The following is a 17,435-nucleotide window of genomic DNA, read 5'->3' on the forward strand; positions in this document are numbered from 1 at the left end:
AAACCCCCTTTCCGTAATTTCAAGGAAGAAGCAACTATGTCTGCATTCAAGGAAGAAGACCGCACTTCATCCGGCTTCTATGTCACCAAGGAAGCTCCGATCGAGCCTTCGAACCCGATCCCGACCCCCAAGGCCGAGGCTCCGGACATCCTCCGCTGCGCATACATGGAGCTCGTGGTCACCGACCTCGCTGCCTCGCGTGAGTTCTACGTCGACATTCTCGGCCTGACCGTCACCGAAGAAGACGATGAGCGCATCTACCTGCGTTCGCTCGAGGAGTTCATCCACCACAACCTCGTGCTCACCAAGGGCCCGGTTGCCGCCGTTGCTGCGTTCTCGTACCGCGTGCGCAGCAATGAAGAACTCGACAAGGCTGTTGCCTTCTACGAGGAGCTCGGCTGCCGCGTAGAGCGCAAGAAGGACGGCTTCGTCAAGGGCATCGGCGACTCGGTTCGCGTGGTGGACCCGCTGGGCTTCCCCTACGAGTTCTTCTACGAGACCGAGCACGTTGAGCGTCTCGCGTGGCGCTACGACCTGTACACCCCCGGTGCACTGGTCCGCCTCGACCACTTCAACCAGATGACCCCGGACGTTCCCCGTGCGGTTCGCCACCTCCAGGACCTCGGCTTCCGCGTGACCGAGGACATCCAGGACAAGGAAGGCACCGTCTACGCCGCGTGGATGCGCCGCAAGCCCACCGTGCACGACACCGCGACCACCGGTGGCGACGGCCCCCGCATGCACCACGTTGCGTTCTCGACCCACGAGAAGCACAACATCCTCGCAATCTGCGACAAGCTCGGTGCCCTGCGCCGCTCGGACGCCATCGAGCGTGGCCCCGGCCGCCACGGTGTCTCGAACGCGTTCTACCTCTACCTGCGTGACCCGGACGGGCACCGCGTAGAGATCTACACGCAGGACTACTACACCGGCGACCCCGACAACCCCGTGGTCACCTGGGATGTGCACGACAACCAGCGTCGTGACTGGTGGGGCAACCCGGTTGTACCTTCCTGGTACACCGAGGGCTCGCTCGTCCTCGACCTCGACGGCAACCCGCAGGAAGTCATCGCCCGCACCGACGCCTCGGAGATGGCGAAGACCATCGGCGCTGACGGCTTCTCATACACCCGTGATGGCGACGAGACCAAGGGCTTCAAGCTGGGTAACCAGCTCTAGGCCACAGGTTTAGTCACCTGCCGCCGCGGGGCGTGATTTCGGCACACTGTCGAGATCACGCCCCGCGGCTTTTTCCGCGCGCCGCATCAGGGCAATCGCAACGCTCGCAAGAATCGCAATCGCGGCGACCACAAAGAGCGTGCCCGGCAGCACCGCGACGCCATTGCGTTCGATCTGCACTCCTACCAGCCACGGCGTCAATGCCTGCCCGATCATGGAACCGGCGACCACCCACGCAAAGCGATGACCGGTGGCGTGCTCTGTCCCTGCCAGCCAGGTGAGCCCGTTCGGGAAAATCGGCCCGATGAAGAACCCGCACAGGGCGAAGGCGAGGATGCCAAAATCGGGATGCAGCGCGAGTAGCAGCGAGGCTGCCATCCCCACGCAGCTTGCGATCACGAGCGCCGGGATCGCAATAACGCGCGTCAGTGCGGCAGCGGCGAAGCGCCCGACCACCATGGCGAGCCAGTAGCCCGAGGTTGCCATCGCCGCGGAATCCGCGCTCACCCCGTGCCCCTGCAGGAAGCTCGGTTCCCAACTCCCAATGCCCGATTGCACCCCAAAGTGGGTCACATAGAGCGCCACGAATGCGGTGATAATCGCGGGGCCGAACCCGAGTCGCAGCTTGGTCTTGCGAGGAGCGTCGTGACGTTCCTCGGATGCTGCTTCTGCATCCACCGGAGTCGGCCGCGGCTGCAGGCCGCGCATAGTCAGCAGAGCCACAAAGACTGCCAGCCCGGCGGCGAGGAACACGTAGGGATACGAGCCCACCCCGATGACCGAGAGCACCGCCGGAGAAATCACGGTACCGATGCCGAAACAGCCGTGGGCCACGTTCACCAAGGCGGGGCCGCGCTTGCCAGTACCCATAATGAGCAGCTGCGTAATCAGCACGTCAATGCCACCGAGCCCAAACCCGGCGACCGTGGCGGCGGCAAGAAACAGCGGCCAGGTCGGCGCGAGCGCGAGCCCGATTGATCCGATCACCATCAGCCCGAGCGCCAATTGCATCGTGAGGCGGTTGCCAAGTCGCGGCAGCACCACCGGTGCCGCAAGAATTCCCAACACCGCAGCACCGGATTGAAACGCCAAACCGAGGCCGGCGATGCTCTCACTCACCCCAAAGTGGGACTGAAACGTTGAAATCACCGGCCCGTAGGTGGCTAGTAGCAACCCGATCGAGACCATCCCAAGCAAGCAACCGAGGATCGCACTCGGGCGGAAGAGCGTAGGTGAGGACATAAGGACTTAGCCTAGTTCGACCTGCTAGGTCTCCCCCCATTAAATGAATTTGCAACGACCTGAATCACTAAATTGAAGCGGTTGCGCACGGGAGCATCTGGGCACTTCGATTCTGTTTGAGATTCAGAACCATCCTCTAGTCTGGGGTTTTCTGACGGATGGTACGCGCCCGAGTGATTCCCCTTAATGCAAGTAATGAAACCCCGTCATTTTTTTGTGTTGTCCTGGCAAACCGCTTTCTAGCCTGAAGATATCCCGCAAGTTGCGATCCAGATTCGTCTTGAAAGCGTGATTTATCAATGAATGCTATGTACCCACGGAGTGTCCGTGCCCAGGCTGCTTCGACGAGCGCCTCACTGAATTTTGCTGCGGGAGACTACGAATTTGCGCACTGGTTGAGCAATATTGGGGCCGGTCCGCAATCGCTCTACGCTGGCGCATACTCCCTCGAAGCCAACGACGGCACCCGTCGACTCGCATACTGTCTCGACTTCAATAGTGACTTTGACACCGAGCGCAGCTATTCGGGCGGGCCGATAACCCGGGATGGTGTCACTTCCGCGAGCTGGATCGACGGTGCCGATGAGTTGGCTCGCGCCAAGACACACAATGCCATCACTTGGATTGCCCGCCACACCTTCCCCGCGGTCTCACTCGACGAACTCGCACGGGTCACCGACACTCCCGGCTTGACCCGCGAGGAGGCCATTGCAGCCACTCAGACCGCGATTTGGACGCTCAGCAATGCTCTCGTCTTCGCCGGACTCGTCGATGCTGATTTTGTGTCGACGAAACGGGTACTTCGCGTGATCGATTACTTCCTTGGCGCGCAGCAGTCGGCACAACTTGACCCCGCTGGCACCGTGACTGAGATCACTGCCGGTGCCATGGTACGACTCAGTTCCGCGCAGCCACAGCAGGCGGAACAGCCGGAACCGTCGGGGTACTTCCTGGTGCTTTCGGGAATTGACCGGGAAGCGTCAACGACCTTCGCCTTCGACGACGACCTGCACAGCCAGGCGGTGGCCTAACGCCCGCAATCCGTCCGGTTTGCCCGCGGATTACAGCCCGTTCCCAATCACCGCGGAGAGCTCCGATCGTTTCGAGATCCGGAGCTTTTCGAGGGCGTTCGACATATGGAAAGCCACGGTGGCAACGCCAATATTCAGTTCGCGAGCGATTTCCTTATTGCGCCAGCCCCGGGCAGCGAGGGTTGCCACCTGTCGCTCACGGGGAGTCAGTGCCGCTACGAGCTCTTGACTCTCAGAAGTCGTCTCTTGTAGGCGGGCAACTGCGAGATCGGCAAAGGATTTCGCGCCGATCTTAGTGAAGGCTCTTCTTGCAAGTTCGAAGTGTTCTTGGACAACCTCTCTCGGTCCGCGAACCTGAGCGTAGGCGTTACCGAGCGCGAGGTGACAGCGCCCGATCGTGAACGGTGATTCGGCTTCCGCGGCGCTGTGCTCGAGGGTTTCGATGCCCACCTCGATGTCGCCACCGGCAACCTGGAACACGCCACGTAACCACTCCAGCTCCAGAATCTGGCCGCCATTCACACGGTCTTGGATACTTTCAACTTCAGCCCAGATCTGGGTCGCCTCTTCGACACGGCCGAGGAGCGCGAGCAGTTCGATCCGCGCGACCCGCAAACGCAGCGAACGTGCAAAACGAGGCTCCGCGGCCGCCGCATCCAACACCTGAAGTGCCTCCGGTACTCCCTGCCGCAATCGCGTAATGAGCGCCTCCGCAACTGGCATCATGTCCACCGCGAAGCCCGGGTAGTGGTACTGGTCCGATTGTTTCGCGACGGTGAGGTAGCGTTCGGCTTCCTCCAGCCGCCCGCTGACCGCAAGGATCCACGCGTAGAACGCGGGAACGGTGATGCGCGTCGGCATGTCGAAGCCTTCGAAGGCCCGGTAGAACGCGCTGTCGAGGAAGTCCCGCATCCCACCGAAATCGCCGCGCACGTATCGGACATGCAGATCGAGCGCATCCAACTGTCCGCCCATATTCGTGGAATGCGCGAGATACGGTTCACGTCGCCGGGCTTCCTGAACAAAAGCGGCGGTGTCTTCACACCGCCCGAGCCCCGCCAGCACCAGCGACGCGGAAGTCATCGCATCCACGGCATCGGGAGACTCGTCAGGCAACTGCGCGGCACGTTCCGCAAGTCCGCGCGCCTTCGGCACCGCATCGGTAATTTGCCCGGCAGACGCGCCAATCGCGAAGGCCAGTGACTCGGTGAACAGCAACCGCTGTTCGGCGTGCATCCACTGCAACTCGGGGTTCTCGGGTCGTTTGCCGCTGAGCTCACCATAGCGAGCCCGCACAGCCGCGAGCGCGTCGGGGATGCCAGGCGAACCAGTTTGCAGCGCCGCGACGAGGTCCAGACGCGCAATTTCGGCCTGCATGAACTCGTGATCGATATCCTGCGGGGGCACTGCCAAGTATTCAAGTCGCACATCCCGCCCATCGGTGCGGCCGTGCGCCTTCACGGTTCGAAGCCAGGTGTAGATGAACCCGAACTCCAGGTCGCTTGCCGCGAACTTGGCGAAGTCGCTGATCCGCTCTTGGAATTGCAGCGGCGAGGCCTGCCGCAAGAAAACGTGACCGAACTTCAATAGCAGTTGCCGGTAACCAACCTGTGAGCTGGCGTTTTCGCTTGCGCGATCCACCGCCACATCGAGAAGCTCCAAGGCTTCGACCGCGTCGCCGGCGGCCTCAAGCTCTGTGGCAGTTTCGATAATTCTCGAGGCCGTGTGCTCATCGATTTCTTGCGCCGCGAGCACCGAGTGGATGCGCGACTCGTTCCCGTAGGTGAGGTCGGATAACGCCGCGTGGATCACGCGCAGACGGTCGCAGCCGGTGCGTTGCAGAATATCCGGGGCGCTGAGCGGGTCGTAGAGGTGCAGCATTCCCGTGAGTGAATTGGTCACTACAGTGACGCCATCAACCGCCGACTCCATCGAAAATGCGGTTCCGGCACGGTTGGCAACCAGTTTCAAGGTTTGCAGCGACACCCCGTCCGGTTGCAGCGCGCATACCTCCGCCGCGAGCCGGGTCATTTCGGAAAGTTCATCCAGGTGCAGTTCGGGAGTTCCCGGCATCCGAGCCGAGGTAACCGAGGGTAGCGCCCGGATATCAGCGAGATCAGCAAGATACTCATCGCTGATGCTGTCGAGGTAGGCCACGATGGCGTCATACCGACCCCCGGTCAGCCGACGCACCCGCTCCCCCTCACGGAGTGCGACCCCGCTGCCGGCCCGCTGACTCACATAGGTCATGATCTCGGCGGCTGAAAATTCCGGTAACACCACCAGGTGGGCGTGCGGTTCGGTGTACACCACCTGCCGCAATTCGTCCCCTAAATCAACCGGCTGGGCGAGTGAGTCACCGAGTACGAAGTTCGCGCCGCGTGCGGTGGCCCGCATGACGATATAGCGGAAGACAATCGAGCTGAGGCTATCGCAGTGCTCGAGGTGATCGAACACCATCAAGAGCACTCGGTCATCGGCTTCGAAGTGCGCGTCGAGAGCTTGCAGCACTCGCTGCCCCAAATCGATCGGATCGTGATCGGGTGTGAGGTCGGGCAGCAGATGCCGCAGTCCCTCCATTTTGAGGCAGACCCGTTCGAGCGCCGAGTACGGTACCTCGCGTTCCCAGGGCACCAGCCCAACGAAGTATTCCAACCATTCGTGTTCGCGGGCGTACTCAAGCGCCTTCTGCAGGACACGATCCACACCCGAGCCCGGCATCCCGCGGAAGGTGATGAGAGTGCCCTGTTCCGGCATCGTTTGGCCGAGCACGTCGACAAGCGTTCGCTCGGCAATCTGCACGGGCGTGAGCAGCGGCGCGGGACGAATCACGAAATCACGCATTTACGCTGCACCCTCACTGACTGTTAGTACTGTGCCGTCACAGTTTGTCGCCGCTTGCTCCAAGTTTAGGGAGTTTGTCGCCGCTTGCTCCAAGTTTAGGGCTCGGAGGCCTAATTCCTACTGTAGGCATAATTTTCAGACCCAGTTCAACATAGGACCGGAACTGGGTGCAAATAATCCGGCCACTGCATCATCATCGACCGCTTGCCACTGCGGGTTTCGATCCTTGTCTATCACCTGGGCCCGAACGCCCTCAAGGAAGTCGGGCGCCACGCACAGTTGCATTCCCACCCGGTACTCGAGCGAGATCGCCTCCCGGAGGTGCTGCGCCTGCCGGTTTCGGCGAATGATTTCGAGCGTCGCCGCAAGCGATGTCGGTGAGGATGCGCGGATCGACTTGGCGGCGTCGACAGCGGTGGGATGCGTGGGCGCGAATTCCTCGAGGCGGGCAAGGATTTCCGGCACCGTCGCCGCGGCATAGACCTCATCAAGCCACGCACGGTCTTGCAGGAGGATGGATTCCGGGGCCGGTTGTGCGAGTTCGGCGAGGAGCTCCGCCACCGCTTCTTCGGCCAGCCGCGAGACAAATTCCGGGATCCGCTCCGAGGGCAAAAAGTGATCGGCAAATCCCGTGGCGATCGCGTCCCCGGCTGAAAGTCGCGCGCCGGTGAGGCCCGCGTGCAGACCGGTCTCGCCGGGCATCCGTCCCAGCAGCCAGGTGCCGCCGACATCCGGAATAAATCCGATCGCGGTTTCCGGCATCGCGATTTGGGTACGTTCGGTGACCACGCGGTAGCCGCGGCTGTGCGCCGAAAGCCCCACCCCGCCGCCGAAGGTGTACCCGTCCATGAGCGCAATATAGGGGGTGCGGAGCTCGGATGTTGCCACGTCCAGGCGATACTCATCGGCAAAGAACGAAGCGGCGTTGCGCCCGCCGGTGTCGAGCACATCGGCGCGGATCTCGATAATGTCACCACCCGCGCAGAGCCCGCGCTCCCCCGCACCGATCAGCAGAATCTGTGCGATGTCTGGGTCGGCATCCCAGTGGGCAAGCTGGGCCGCGATTTCCCGAATCATCGCGTGGCTGAGCGAGTTGAGCTGCCGCGGCCGGTTGAGCGTGATCACTCCGAGACGGCCACCGGGACCGCGCCGTTCGAAGAGGACCTGACCGGATTGGGCTGTACCTGTGTCGTCACTCATGGCACGAGGATACGTGAGCGCCGCTATGCTCCCGCGTCGAGCAGTTTCCGAAAGGCCCCGTCACCGGCGCTGAGCTCATGCCAGTTGCCGGATTCGACGATGCGGCCACGTTCCATGACGTGGATGCGGTCAGCCTCTCGCAGTGTCTCGAGGCGGTGCGCGATCACCACCATGGTGATTCCAAGGGTGCGCAGCGAGGTCATCAGTCGCGCTTGGGTCAGCGGATCCTGGTGGCTCGTGGCTTCATCGAGGACGAGCACGCATCCGGCTAGTCCGCCCGGCGCACGGCGGCCCCGCAGCAGCGTGCGGGCGAGCGCGAGCCGCTGCCGCTGCCCACCGCTGAGGCGTTCGCCACGGCGACCCAGCGCATCCGTAAGCCCGCGGTCGAGCGCGACGAGATCGAGGAGCATCTGCAGTTCCGAATCTTCCGCGTCCGGAGCCGCTAGCCGCAAGTTTTCGGCCACGGATGCATCCAGCAGGAACGGGGTCTGATCGGCCACGATTACGCGCTGCGCTACCGCCGTCGAGCCGAGTGCGGGAAGCGGCACATCCGCAACGCGAATCTCGCCGGCTTGCACGTCGAAGTGCCGCTGCAGCAGGCGCGCGAGGGTGGATTTCCCCGAACCGCTCGCCCCGGCGATGCCGATCATCGCGCCGCTTGGTACGTCGAGGCTGAGGCCGTCAATCACCGGTTCGCTGCGCCCCGGGTAGGTGAAGCTGACGTTGTCAACCGCGAGCGCCGGTACCGAGACGCGGGCCGCAGTGAGCCGATCCGGCTCACGCGAGGATTCGGGCTCGGTCACCACCGGTTTGCCGGACGCCAGTTCGCGGATGCGGCGGGTGGCTTCGAGCCCCGCGGGGAGGGACCCCGCGAGCCGTTCGACGGTGTCGAGGGATGCTGCGGTGCCGGCCACGAGTGCGGCCGCGGCTAAGCCTCCCGGGAGGTTTGCGCCGCTTGCGAGCGCGGTCAGGAGTACCAGCAGCGTGCCGACCCAGATGCGGAGCGAGTTCACGCCGCTGCGGATGCCGGCGCGACGGCCGAGTGTGAGGAGGGCCGTCGCGAGCTGCCGGTCGGCTTGCCGTGCCCGCTCGAGCCGTGCCGCCACCGCTTCGGCGGCGATGATTTCTTCTCGCAGTCGTACCGAGTCGGCCACGAACTGCGCGGTGTCGGACCGTAAATGGGCGACCTGGCGGGCCGATTCGGCACCGCGTTTTACTCCCGTGATCGGCACGATAATGCCGACCAGCAGCACCAGTGCGAGTACGAGTGCGGGCAGCGGCCCGGCCATGATTCGCGCGGTAACGAACGCCCCAATCGGAATCAGCACCGCGGTGATCGCGGGGGCGATCGTGTGGGCAAAAAAGACCTCAACCCGGTCGACGTCGCGTACTGCCGTGGATTGGATGCGCGCTGCACCGGCGCCGTCGGTCACGGCGGGTGCCTGCGGAATCAGCCGGTCGATCAGCCACACTCGCATCTCTCCCATCAAGCTGAACGCGGCGAGGTGGCCATAAAGCTGTTCGATATAACGCAGCCCCGCTTTTGCGGCCGTGATGACCACGAAAATCGCCGCGATCAGCACCACAAAGCCGGCGCCTGCTGCAGCACCGGTCGCGAACATCCCGATCGCCCAGGCGGGAAGTGCGAACTGGGCCGCGCCGAGGATGTGCCCGACCAACCGCGCGAGCACCGAGAGGCTGAGGCGTTTGGTGGCCGGGCGGGCGAAGGCGAGGAGCCAGAGGATGTGCTTCATCGGTCGCCTTCCTCGTCTTGAGGGCTGTCTTGGGCCGTACCCTCCGTTGTCTGTCTGCTTGTGTTCTGCGGTGCGTCTTGCGCTGCGCTTTGCGGGGCGTCTTGCGCTGCGCTTTGCGGGGCATCTTCAGACCTGCGCAGCGGTACCTCTTTTGCGGTGCCCTGCGGGGCGTCTTGGGCAAGCGCGGTCGCGTAGTAGCCGTCCTTGGCGCGAAGCTCGTCCGGTGTGCCGGTTGCGATCACCCGCCCATGACTGACCACCGCAACAAGGTCGACGTCGAGCGTGGTGTCGAGCCGGTGCGCGATTTGCAGGACCGTCCTGCCCGCGGTGATTTCGGCGAGGCTTTCGCGCACGAGCGCTTCGGTGCGGCGATCGAGATCGGCGGTAGGTTCGTCGAGCAGCAGCACTGGACGTTCCCGAAGGAAGGCTCTCGCGATTGCGACTCGGCGTCGTTGACCACCCGATAGGAAGGTGCCTCGATCGCCGACCTGCGCGTCCAGCTTGCCGGGCATCGCCTGTACTTCCTCGAGCAAGTGAGCACGCACGAGTGCCTCGCTCAGGTCGTCCTCGCTCGCGTCATCCGCTACGAGTCGCAGGTTGTCGGCCACCGTGGTGGAGAGGATGCCCGGCTGCTGCGCGACGCTCGTCACGAGGCTACGCAATTCAGCCGAGCTTGCCGGCTTCCCGTTCACGAGAATTTCGCCCTCGACGGTGGCGCCGGTTTGGCTGCCGGTCAGTCCCGCGATGGCGCGCATCAGCGTGGTTTTTCCCGCGCCGGATGGGCCCACGAGTGCGACGCGCGCACCGGCGGGGATGCGCAGGTTCACCTCGCGCAGGATCCGGTTGCCGCGAATCGTGACCGAGAGGTTTCGCAACTCGATGTCGACCGGCTGATTGGGTGGCTGGCGATCAGTGGTTGGAGCATCGGGCTCTACACGAGTGTCCGCCACGAGTGTTTCAAGCTGGTCACGGCGAGTGCGGCCCGCGATGCCCACGTAAAAGGTTCGCCCCACACGGTCAATCGGTTCATAGAGGAGCACCGTCAGCAGCAGCGCGGCAAACGCGGCACCCGCGCTGAGGCTGCCGCCGGCCAGGCCTGCGAGCACGAGGATGACCGCGGCCCCACTCATGAGGAGCCCGAAGACGCCGTCGTTCACGATGATCATCAGCTGGTTCCGGCCCAAGAGCGTGCCGAGTTCGCGCATCGCGGCTCGCGCTGCCTCGGCAAAGCGGTCTCGGGCGGCCGGCGCGGCGCCGAGCACTTTCATGGTCCCGATGCCCTCGAGCATTTCGAGATACTGATCCGCGGCGGCCGTTTCCTTGCGCCGGTATTCGTGATTCGGTTTGCGCAACCACTTGCCCACGTACACGATCACGACCGGCACGAGCGCCACAAAGACGGTCAAAATGATCGCGCTGACGAGGTCGATAAAGACGGCCCAGACCACCAGCACGAACAGCGGCGCGGTGAAGGATGCGAGGGTCGGCCCGAGGAAGCTCGCGCGGTAGTTCGCGGTTTTTTCGACGCCGGTGGTCGCGGCATCGACGAGGGCACCTTCGCCGGATGCGCTGGCCGGCTGGCCGTGGCCGTGACCGTGGCCGTGGCCGCCGGGTTTCGCATGGCCTCCGCGCCCGCCGGGCTTAGCGTGGCCCGCTTGGCTAGCAGACTTCGAATGGTCCGGGTGACCCGCAGGCTCTGCCCGGAGCTCGTGACCGCTGGACGTTGGCGCCTTGCCGCCGCTGCCGCTGCCGCTGCCGCCAAGAATCGCGCGTCGCAGCACTCGCTGTCGCCAAGATATTTCTTCTTCACCTTGGAGACGACCCGGCAGGGTTTCAGCCGCGAGCCCCGCAAGTGAACCGATTATCGCTGCGGCCACCGTCAGCAAGGCTGGGGCGAGCCAGGCTTCCGAGGTGAGCCATGCATCCAAGGTCGCGCCGATGCCGACCGCGGCCAGCGCGAGCAGCACTGTGCGCGCCCAACCCAGGGCGATGGCGAACCAGGCTCCACGCGGCGAATCTACCAGCGCCTCACGAATCCACATTGCTGCAAGTTTAGCCGCGCCCGCCTGCGCGCAGCTGCTAGAGCTATTGCGCTCTGGTCACCCTCACCGCCACGCCGCCACGCCGCCGCGCTCCTGAGATACCACCGAAAATCTAGTCGACTACTTTCCTGAAAGTGGCCGACTAGATTCTCGGTGGTATTCGGGAATCATGGGCCCGCAATCTCGGTGGCTAACTGCATTCTCGGTGGTATTCCGAGACAGCCAACAGAGGCAGCCTGTAAGCGGCGGCAGCGATAGCGACTAGGCGGCAGCAGCAGCTGTCGCGGATGCTAGGCAGCGACTACTGCAGCCGCCGCCGAGTCCCGCTTTCGCGCGAACTGCTTGAGGAGCAGTACTGCGATCGCGGCGACGACCATGCCCGCGACGAGCGCAATCAGGAAGCCCCAGATCGGGTCGATCGCGAAGAACACGAAGATACCGCCGTGCGGGGCGCGCAGCGTGGTGCCGAACGCCATCGACAGCCCACCGGCAACAGCACCGCCGAGCATCATCGAGGGAATCACGCGGAACGGGTCGGCAGCGGCGAAGGGAATCGCACCTTCCGAAATGAAGGCGGCTCCGAGCAGCCATGCGGCCTGACCGTTCTTGCGCTCTTCCTGGGTGAACATCTTCGGGCGCACCGCGGAGGCCAGCGCGAGGGCGAGCGGCGGAACCATCCCCGCAACCATCACCGCGCTCATGACCATCATCGCCGCATCCGTCCCGACCGACAGGCCAGCGGTCGCGAACAGGTAAGCAGCCTTATTCACTGGACCACCGAGGTCGAAGCACATCATCAGCCCGAGAATCACGCCAAGCAGGATGCTCGACCCGCCGCTGAGCCCGTTCAGCCAGTTGGTGAGGCCCTCCATCAGCAGCGCCAGCGGTCGCCCAAGCAGCAGATACATGAGCAGCGCCGTGACCGCGGTGGTCAGCAGCGGAATGATCACCACCGGCATGAGCCCAGCGAGCCAACGCGGGGTCTTCCAGCTGGCGATCCACATGGCGACGACGCCCGCGAATAGACCGGTGACAAGACCACCGATGAAGCCCGCGCCCACCGCAACCGCGATCGCGCCGCCGACAAAGCCGGGCGCGATGCCGGGTCGACCCGCGAGCGCGTAGGCGATATACGCCGAAAGTGCTGGCACGAGGAAACCGAGCGCGACGCCACCGACCGAGGCGAAGATTGCGGCGAGGTAGACGATGAACCCGCCCTCGGGCAGATTCGTGAGCGAGTTATTGGTGAGGATATCGCCGGCAACATTCGTGATCTCGTACCCACCGAGGAGGAACGCCAGCGCGATCATCAGACCGCCCGCGGCGACGAACGGGATCATGTATGAGACACCAGTCATCAGCGCCTGCTGGATGCGCTTGCCCCAGCCGACCTGTCCCTCATCGCGAGCCGATTGCTCACCTCCGGCGCTCCCTTTAATACGGTGCCCGTTCGGTGAGTTGAGTGCCGCGAGCGCATCGTCGATGAGCGCATCCGCCTGTGAGACCGCGCGCTTCACCGGCACCTCGACACCGGGCTTGCCAACGAGTCGTTCCTTGCCACGAATGTCGATATCGGCCGCAATGATCACCGCATCCGCGTCTTTCACATCGGCCTCGGCCAGCGGTTCATAGCCCGCGGAGCCCTGCGGTTCGACGAGGAGTTCCACATCATCCCGCTTCTCCGCGGCCTGCACGAGCCCGTCGGCAGCCATGAAGGTGTGCGCGATGCCGGTTGGGCAGGCGGTAAAGGCGACGATGCGCACTTTCTTTTTGGCTGCATCTGCGCCGTCGGTACCTGCATCGGCAGCGGCACTCGCAGCGGCCGCGCCAGCACCAGCACCAGCACCAGCACCAGCACCAGCCTTCGAGTCCCGCGCGGCTTCATTCGCCGACACGACGCCCTCGACGATCCCCACGACATCTTCCGGGGTCGCGGCTTCGCGCAGCGAGTTGAGGAATTCCTCGCGCATAAGGCTGCCCGCGAGCCGCGACAGAATCTGCAGGTGCTCGTCATTGCCACCTTCGGGGGCGGCGATCATGAAGATCAAATCGGCAGGCCCGTCCGGCGCTCCGAAATCGACCGGCTCCGGCAGGCGCGCGAAGCCGAGCGTCGCGGCAGTGACCGCGGCCGAGCGGCAGTGCGGAATGGCGATGCGGTTCCCCATCCCGGTGACGCCCTGTTCCTCGCGGGCCCAGGCATCGCGCGCGAGCCCCTCAGCATCAGCGCGGCCAGCTTCGGCAACGCGCCCGGCGAGGGCGGTGATGACCTCGCGCTTCGATGCGCCGAGATCAGTGTCGAGGACGACGAGTTCCGAGGTAATGAGGGCTGGTTGTTGGTCCGACATTAGGTGTCCTTTCGCGGGCGTCGGGTACAGCGGGGTCTAGGTGCAGCGGGGGTCTAGGCGATGCACGATCGGAGCGATCGCACTTGCGTGTGTTCGAGGTCGAATTGATCGGGGCTTGGCACGCCGGTACCCGGCAGGGATGCGGCGGCCGAGCCGGATGCGACGGCCAGACGAAGTCGATCGGCGGGTGACTTATCGGCGAGTACCCCGAGGAGGTAGCCTGCGAGGCTCGAGTCTCCGGCTCCGACCGTGCTGCGCGGGGTAATCGGCGGCGGGCTCGCGACCCAGGCTTGGTCGTCGGTATAGAGGAGTGCGCCCGCGGCGCCGAGCGTCACGAGTACCGCGCCACATCCCCGCCGGTGCAGACCCTTCGCGGCCGCGAGCACCGGTTCGAAATCACCCGCTTCGGCGGCAGCTTCGAGCTGTCGCCCGGTGCCGGTGGCGTTACCAGTGAGCATTGCGAGTTCCGCGCCATTGGGTTTGAGGAGGTCCGGCAGCACTTCCGCCTCGGCGAACGCACGAATGGGTTCGTCGGAGGTATCCACGGCCACGCGGACCCCGCGCAACCGCAGTCGGGCGGTCATCCGCAAATACCAGTCCGGCGCTACCCCGCGCGGGAGTGACCCGGCAAGCACGACCCAGCCGCGACGAGGACCGCTTGTGGCGACCTCGGTTCGGGCGGCAATGAGCTGCTCAAGTTCGCGCAGTTCTTCCGGTGAGAGTTCTGGCCCGGGCTCATTGAGTTTGGTGGTGGTGCCGTCGATTTCGGTGAGGGTGAGGTTCGTGCGTACTTCCGAAGACGGGGTGCGTGCCACGCGCATCCCTTCGGCTTCGATGGTGCGCACCAGCTTGCTACCTTCGGGGGCCGGCAGGATCACGAGCGGGTCGACGCCAGCGCGCCGCAGCACCCGAGCGACATTCACGCCCTTGCCGCCCGCTGCATCCACCGGAGGCGAGAGGCGGTGCACCCCGCCTCGTTCAAGTGGTCGGTCGAGCATCACTGTGCGGTCGATGCTCGGGTTCGGTGTAACCGTGATGATCATGTGAACAACACCTCCGTGCCCGCTTCGCGCAGCGCGCGAAGGAGCCGCTGATCGGGAGCGGCATCCGTCACGATGCCGTCCACTTCTTCAAGCCCCGCAAAGCGGTGGGTGAATTCGGCACCGAACTTGGTTTCGTCGACGAGGACATAGCGCTGTCTGGCGCTGGCAATGAACGCGCGCTTGATCGCCGCCTCGTCAGGTCCGGGCGTTGAAAAACCATGCCCGGTCGAGCATCCATTGGTGCCAAGAAACGCAACATCGACCCGAATCTGGTCGAGCTGCGAGGCGGCGTCAAAGGGAACCACCGACTGTGTGATCGCGCGGACGGGACCGCCGATCAGGTACACCGAAAGATCGGGCCGCTCCGAGAAGATCGACACCGCCGCGACCGAATTCGTGACAATGCTGAACTTTGCCGTCGCCGCCTTCTTCGCGAGCACTGCCGCGAGCGCCAGGGCCGTGGACCCAGCATCGATCAGCACCGCACCCCCGGCGGCAGGCAGTAGTTCGTAGGCCCGCTCGGCGATCGCAAGCTTTGCCTGCTCGTGCTGCTGGATGCGCTCCTCCAACTGGGTCTCGTAGGTACGCGGCCCCAGCGCGGTCACCGCTCCCCCGTGTACGCGCACGAGTTCGCCATCCTGCTCGAGCGCGACTAGATCCCGCCGCACCGTCTCGTCGGCGACGTCAAGGGCACTCGCGAGCTTGGCCACGCGCACCCGACCAGTGCTCGTGAGTTCTTCGAGGATGTGGCGCCTTCTGGCTTCTGCACTCATCCGGACTCCTTCGTCTCGCAATCCATTCTGCTGTGGCTTTTGTGGAATTACAAGCAATAATTCCCACATTCTCACACAAATCCAACTTCCCCGGCGCGAGCTCTGCACTGACGGTCAATCTGCAACGGGAATCGCTGTACATCAGTGGACAATAATGGGAGTCATGCTTGAACAACATGAGATCGACTCGATCGCTGCCGAACTGGCCGAAGCTGAGAAGACGCGCGAACTCATCCCGCGCATCACCGCTCGCTACCCGCACGCCGAGATCGAAGACTCCTACGCGATTCAAGGCAAGTGGCGCGACCGCGAAATTGCCGCTGGCCGCCGCCTGGTCGGCCGGAAGATTGGCTTGACCTCAAAGGCGATGCAGCAGGCCACCGGCATCTCCGAGCCGGACTACGGCGTAATGTTCGACGACACCGTCTACGAGAACGGCTCGATCATCGAGCACGATAAGTTCTCGAACGTCCGCATCGAGGTAGAGCTCGCGTTCGTGCTCAAGGAGCCCCTCGAGGGCCCGAACTGCACACTCTTCGACGTGCTGCGCGCCACCGAATACGTGACACCGGCACTGGAAATCCTCAACTCCCACATTGAGATGGAGGGTCGCACCATTGTCGACACCATCTCGGATAACGCAGCCTACGGCGGCATGGTTCTCGGCGGCATCCCGATGCGCCCCGATGAGATCGACCTGCGCTGGGTCTCGGCTCTGCTCTACAAGAACGAGACCATTGAAGAGTCGGGTGTTGCCGCGGCAGTGCTGAACCACCCCGGCACCGGTGTGGCCTGGCTCGCCAATAAATTCCACCACCACGGCTCGCGCCTGGAAGCGGGCGAAATCATCCTCGCCGGTTCCTTCACCCGCCCGATGTGGGTTGAGAAGGGCGACACTGTGCTGTGCGACTACGGAAAGATGGGAACCATTTCGTGCCGATTCGTCTAAACCTCCCCGACACTTTCGCCCAGCGTCTCGCCGCCGCCGACCGCGGCCAGGTCGGCATGTGGCTGTGCACCGGGTCGACCGTCAACGCCGAAATTGGCGCTGGGTCAGGCCTGGATTGGCTCCTCATCGACGGCGAGCACGCACCGCTGTCACTGGAGTCGATCCAGCAGCAGCTACAGGTCATTGCCACCTACCCGATCACCCCGGTGGTGCGCGCGCCGTTCAATGACACGGTGACCATTAAGCAGTACCTCGATCTCGGCGTGCAGAACCTGCTCATCCCCATGGTGAATAACGCCGAGCAGGCCGAGGCTGCGGTTGCCGCGGCGCATTACCCGCCTCGCGGCGTTCGCGGTGTCGGTTCGGCGCTCGCGCGCGGTGCGCGCTGGAATCGCGTGGAGAACTACCTGACTGACGCCTCGAAGTATGTCTCCGTCACCGTGCAGATCGAGACCGCTGAGGCGGTTGAGAATGTTGCCGGGATCGCCGCGGTTGACGGTGTGGATGCGCTCTTCGTTGGCCCCTCCGACCTCGCCGCCTCGATGGGCCTGATTGGTCAGCAGGGTCACCCGGATGTGGTGGCCGGCGTGAAGCGCGCGCTCGAGGCGGGACGTGCGGTAGGGAAGCCGGTTGGCGTGAACGCCTTCGACCCGAAGCTTGCCTCGCAGTACCTCGACGAGGGGATTGACTTCATCCTCGTCGGCGCGGATGTGGCGATGCTCGCCCGCGGCTCCGAGGCCCTCGCGACGAAGTTCATCGAGGAGCGCACCGGCGCGGCAAGCGCGGGTCAGGAGCGCGCTAGCTACTAGCTACCCGCACGTATTCTGCCCGAATACCACCCGAAGTGCAGTTGACCATGCTCCTGATCGTGGTCAACTGCACTTCGGGTGGTATTTCGCGTTCGGGCCCCGTGACCAGTGCGCACGAAATACCCCCGAAGGACGGTCGGCCACTTCACGCAGAGCGTGGCCGCTCGCCCTCCGGGGGTACTCGGAGAGGATGCATTACCGAAACCGGCGCCGCTATGGGGTCC

12 protein-coding genes are annotated in these 17,435 nt (G+C 64.1%); 4 read left to right on the forward strand and 8 right to left on the reverse strand.

All coding sequences use genetic code 11. The features are described 5' to 3' along the window. Window positions 1-36 precede the first annotated feature (36 nt). Entirely contained in the window at window positions 37-1,179 is a 1,143-nt protein-coding gene (hpaD, locus tag F8O05_RS13250; protein ID WP_158053230.1) for a 3,4-dihydroxyphenylacetate 2,3-dioxygenase, read from the forward strand. Window positions 1,180-1,188: 9 nt separating this feature from the next. Here hpaD and F8O05_RS13255 read toward each other — a convergent pair whose 3' ends face one another. After that, window positions 1,189-2,421 carry an MFS transporter gene (locus F8O05_RS13255; RefSeq protein ID WP_158053231.1) on the reverse strand — a complete coding sequence of 411 codons (1,233 nt, stop codon included), beginning with the start codon at window positions 2,419-2,421 and terminating at the stop codon, window positions 1,189-1,191. Between the two features lie 299 nt (window positions 2,422-2,720). Here F8O05_RS13255 and F8O05_RS13260 point away from each other — a divergent pair, with 299 nt between their 5' ends. After that, window positions 2,721-3,452: a thioester domain-containing protein gene (locus tag F8O05_RS13260; protein WP_158053232.1), complete on the forward strand. Its 732-nt coding sequence runs from the start codon at window positions 2,721-2,723 to the stop codon at window positions 3,450-3,452. Between the two features lie 30 nt (window positions 3,453-3,482). On the opposite strand, the gene F8O05_RS13265 is transcribed toward F8O05_RS13260, so the two are convergent. From F8O05_RS13265 to F8O05_RS13295, 7 genes are all read right to left on the reverse strand, one after another. After that, window positions 3,483-6,296, reverse strand: a complete 2,814-nt coding sequence (locus tag F8O05_RS13265; protein WP_158053233.1) for a helix-turn-helix transcriptional regulator — start codon at window positions 6,294-6,296, stop codon at window positions 3,483-3,485. Between the two features lie 135 nt (window positions 6,297-6,431). Continuing rightward, window positions 6,432-7,496 (reverse strand): enoyl-CoA hydratase/isomerase family protein, encoded by a 1,065-nt coding sequence (locus F8O05_RS13270; RefSeq protein ID WP_158053234.1) that lies wholly within the window; start codon window positions 7,494-7,496, stop codon window positions 6,432-6,434. A gap of 23 nt (window positions 7,497-7,519) precedes the next feature. Further along, a complete protein-coding gene (locus F8O05_RS13275) occupies window positions 7,520-9,250 on the reverse strand; it encodes an amino acid ABC transporter ATP-binding/permease protein (protein ID WP_158053235.1) in 1,731 nt (576 codons plus the stop codon). Continuing rightward, the gene (locus F8O05_RS13280; RefSeq protein ID WP_158053236.1) at window positions 9,247-11,292 is read right to left on the reverse strand and encodes an ATP-binding cassette domain-containing protein; all 2,046 of its coding nucleotides are present in this window, start codon (window positions 11,290-11,292) and stop codon (window positions 9,247-9,249) included. Before F8O05_RS13280 ends, F8O05_RS13275 begins: the two co-directional genes overlap by 4 nt. Window positions 11,293-11,582: 290 nt before the next feature. Then, the gene (locus F8O05_RS13285) at window positions 11,583-13,637 is read right to left on the reverse strand and encodes a PTS fructose transporter subunit IIABC (protein WP_158053237.1); all 2,055 of its coding nucleotides are present in this window, start codon (window positions 13,635-13,637) and stop codon (window positions 11,583-11,585) included. 53 nt (window positions 13,638-13,690) lie between these two features. Continuing rightward, the gene (locus F8O05_RS13290) at window positions 13,691-14,680 is read right to left on the reverse strand and encodes a 1-phosphofructokinase family hexose kinase (RefSeq protein ID WP_158053238.1); all 990 of its coding nucleotides are present in this window, start codon (window positions 14,678-14,680) and stop codon (window positions 13,691-13,693) included. After that, entirely contained in the window at window positions 14,677-15,453 is a 777-nt protein-coding gene (locus tag F8O05_RS13295) for a DeoR/GlpR family DNA-binding transcription regulator (RefSeq protein ID WP_192497192.1), read from the reverse strand. Before F8O05_RS13295 ends, F8O05_RS13290 begins: the two co-directional genes overlap by 4 nt. A gap of 163 nt (window positions 15,454-15,616) precedes the next feature. Here F8O05_RS13295 and hpaH point away from each other — a divergent pair, with 163 nt between their 5' ends. Next, complete coding sequence (gene hpaH, locus F8O05_RS13300; RefSeq protein WP_158053240.1) at window positions 15,617-16,402, forward strand: 2-oxo-hept-4-ene-1,7-dioate hydratase; 786 nt, start codon at window positions 15,617-15,619, stop codon at window positions 16,400-16,402. Continuing rightward, window positions 16,393-17,211 (forward strand): aldolase/citrate lyase family protein, encoded by an 819-nt coding sequence (locus F8O05_RS13305; protein ID WP_404811377.1) that lies wholly within the window; start codon window positions 16,393-16,395, stop codon window positions 17,209-17,211. The genes hpaH and F8O05_RS13305 overlap by 10 nt, the downstream gene beginning before the upstream one ends. The last annotated feature ends 224 nt before the right edge of the window (window positions 17,212-17,435 follow it).

The sequence above is a fragment of the Gulosibacter chungangensis genome (genome assembly GCF_008831155.1).
GTDB lineage: Bacteria > Actinomycetota > Actinomycetes > Actinomycetales > Microbacteriaceae > Gulosibacter > Gulosibacter chungangensis.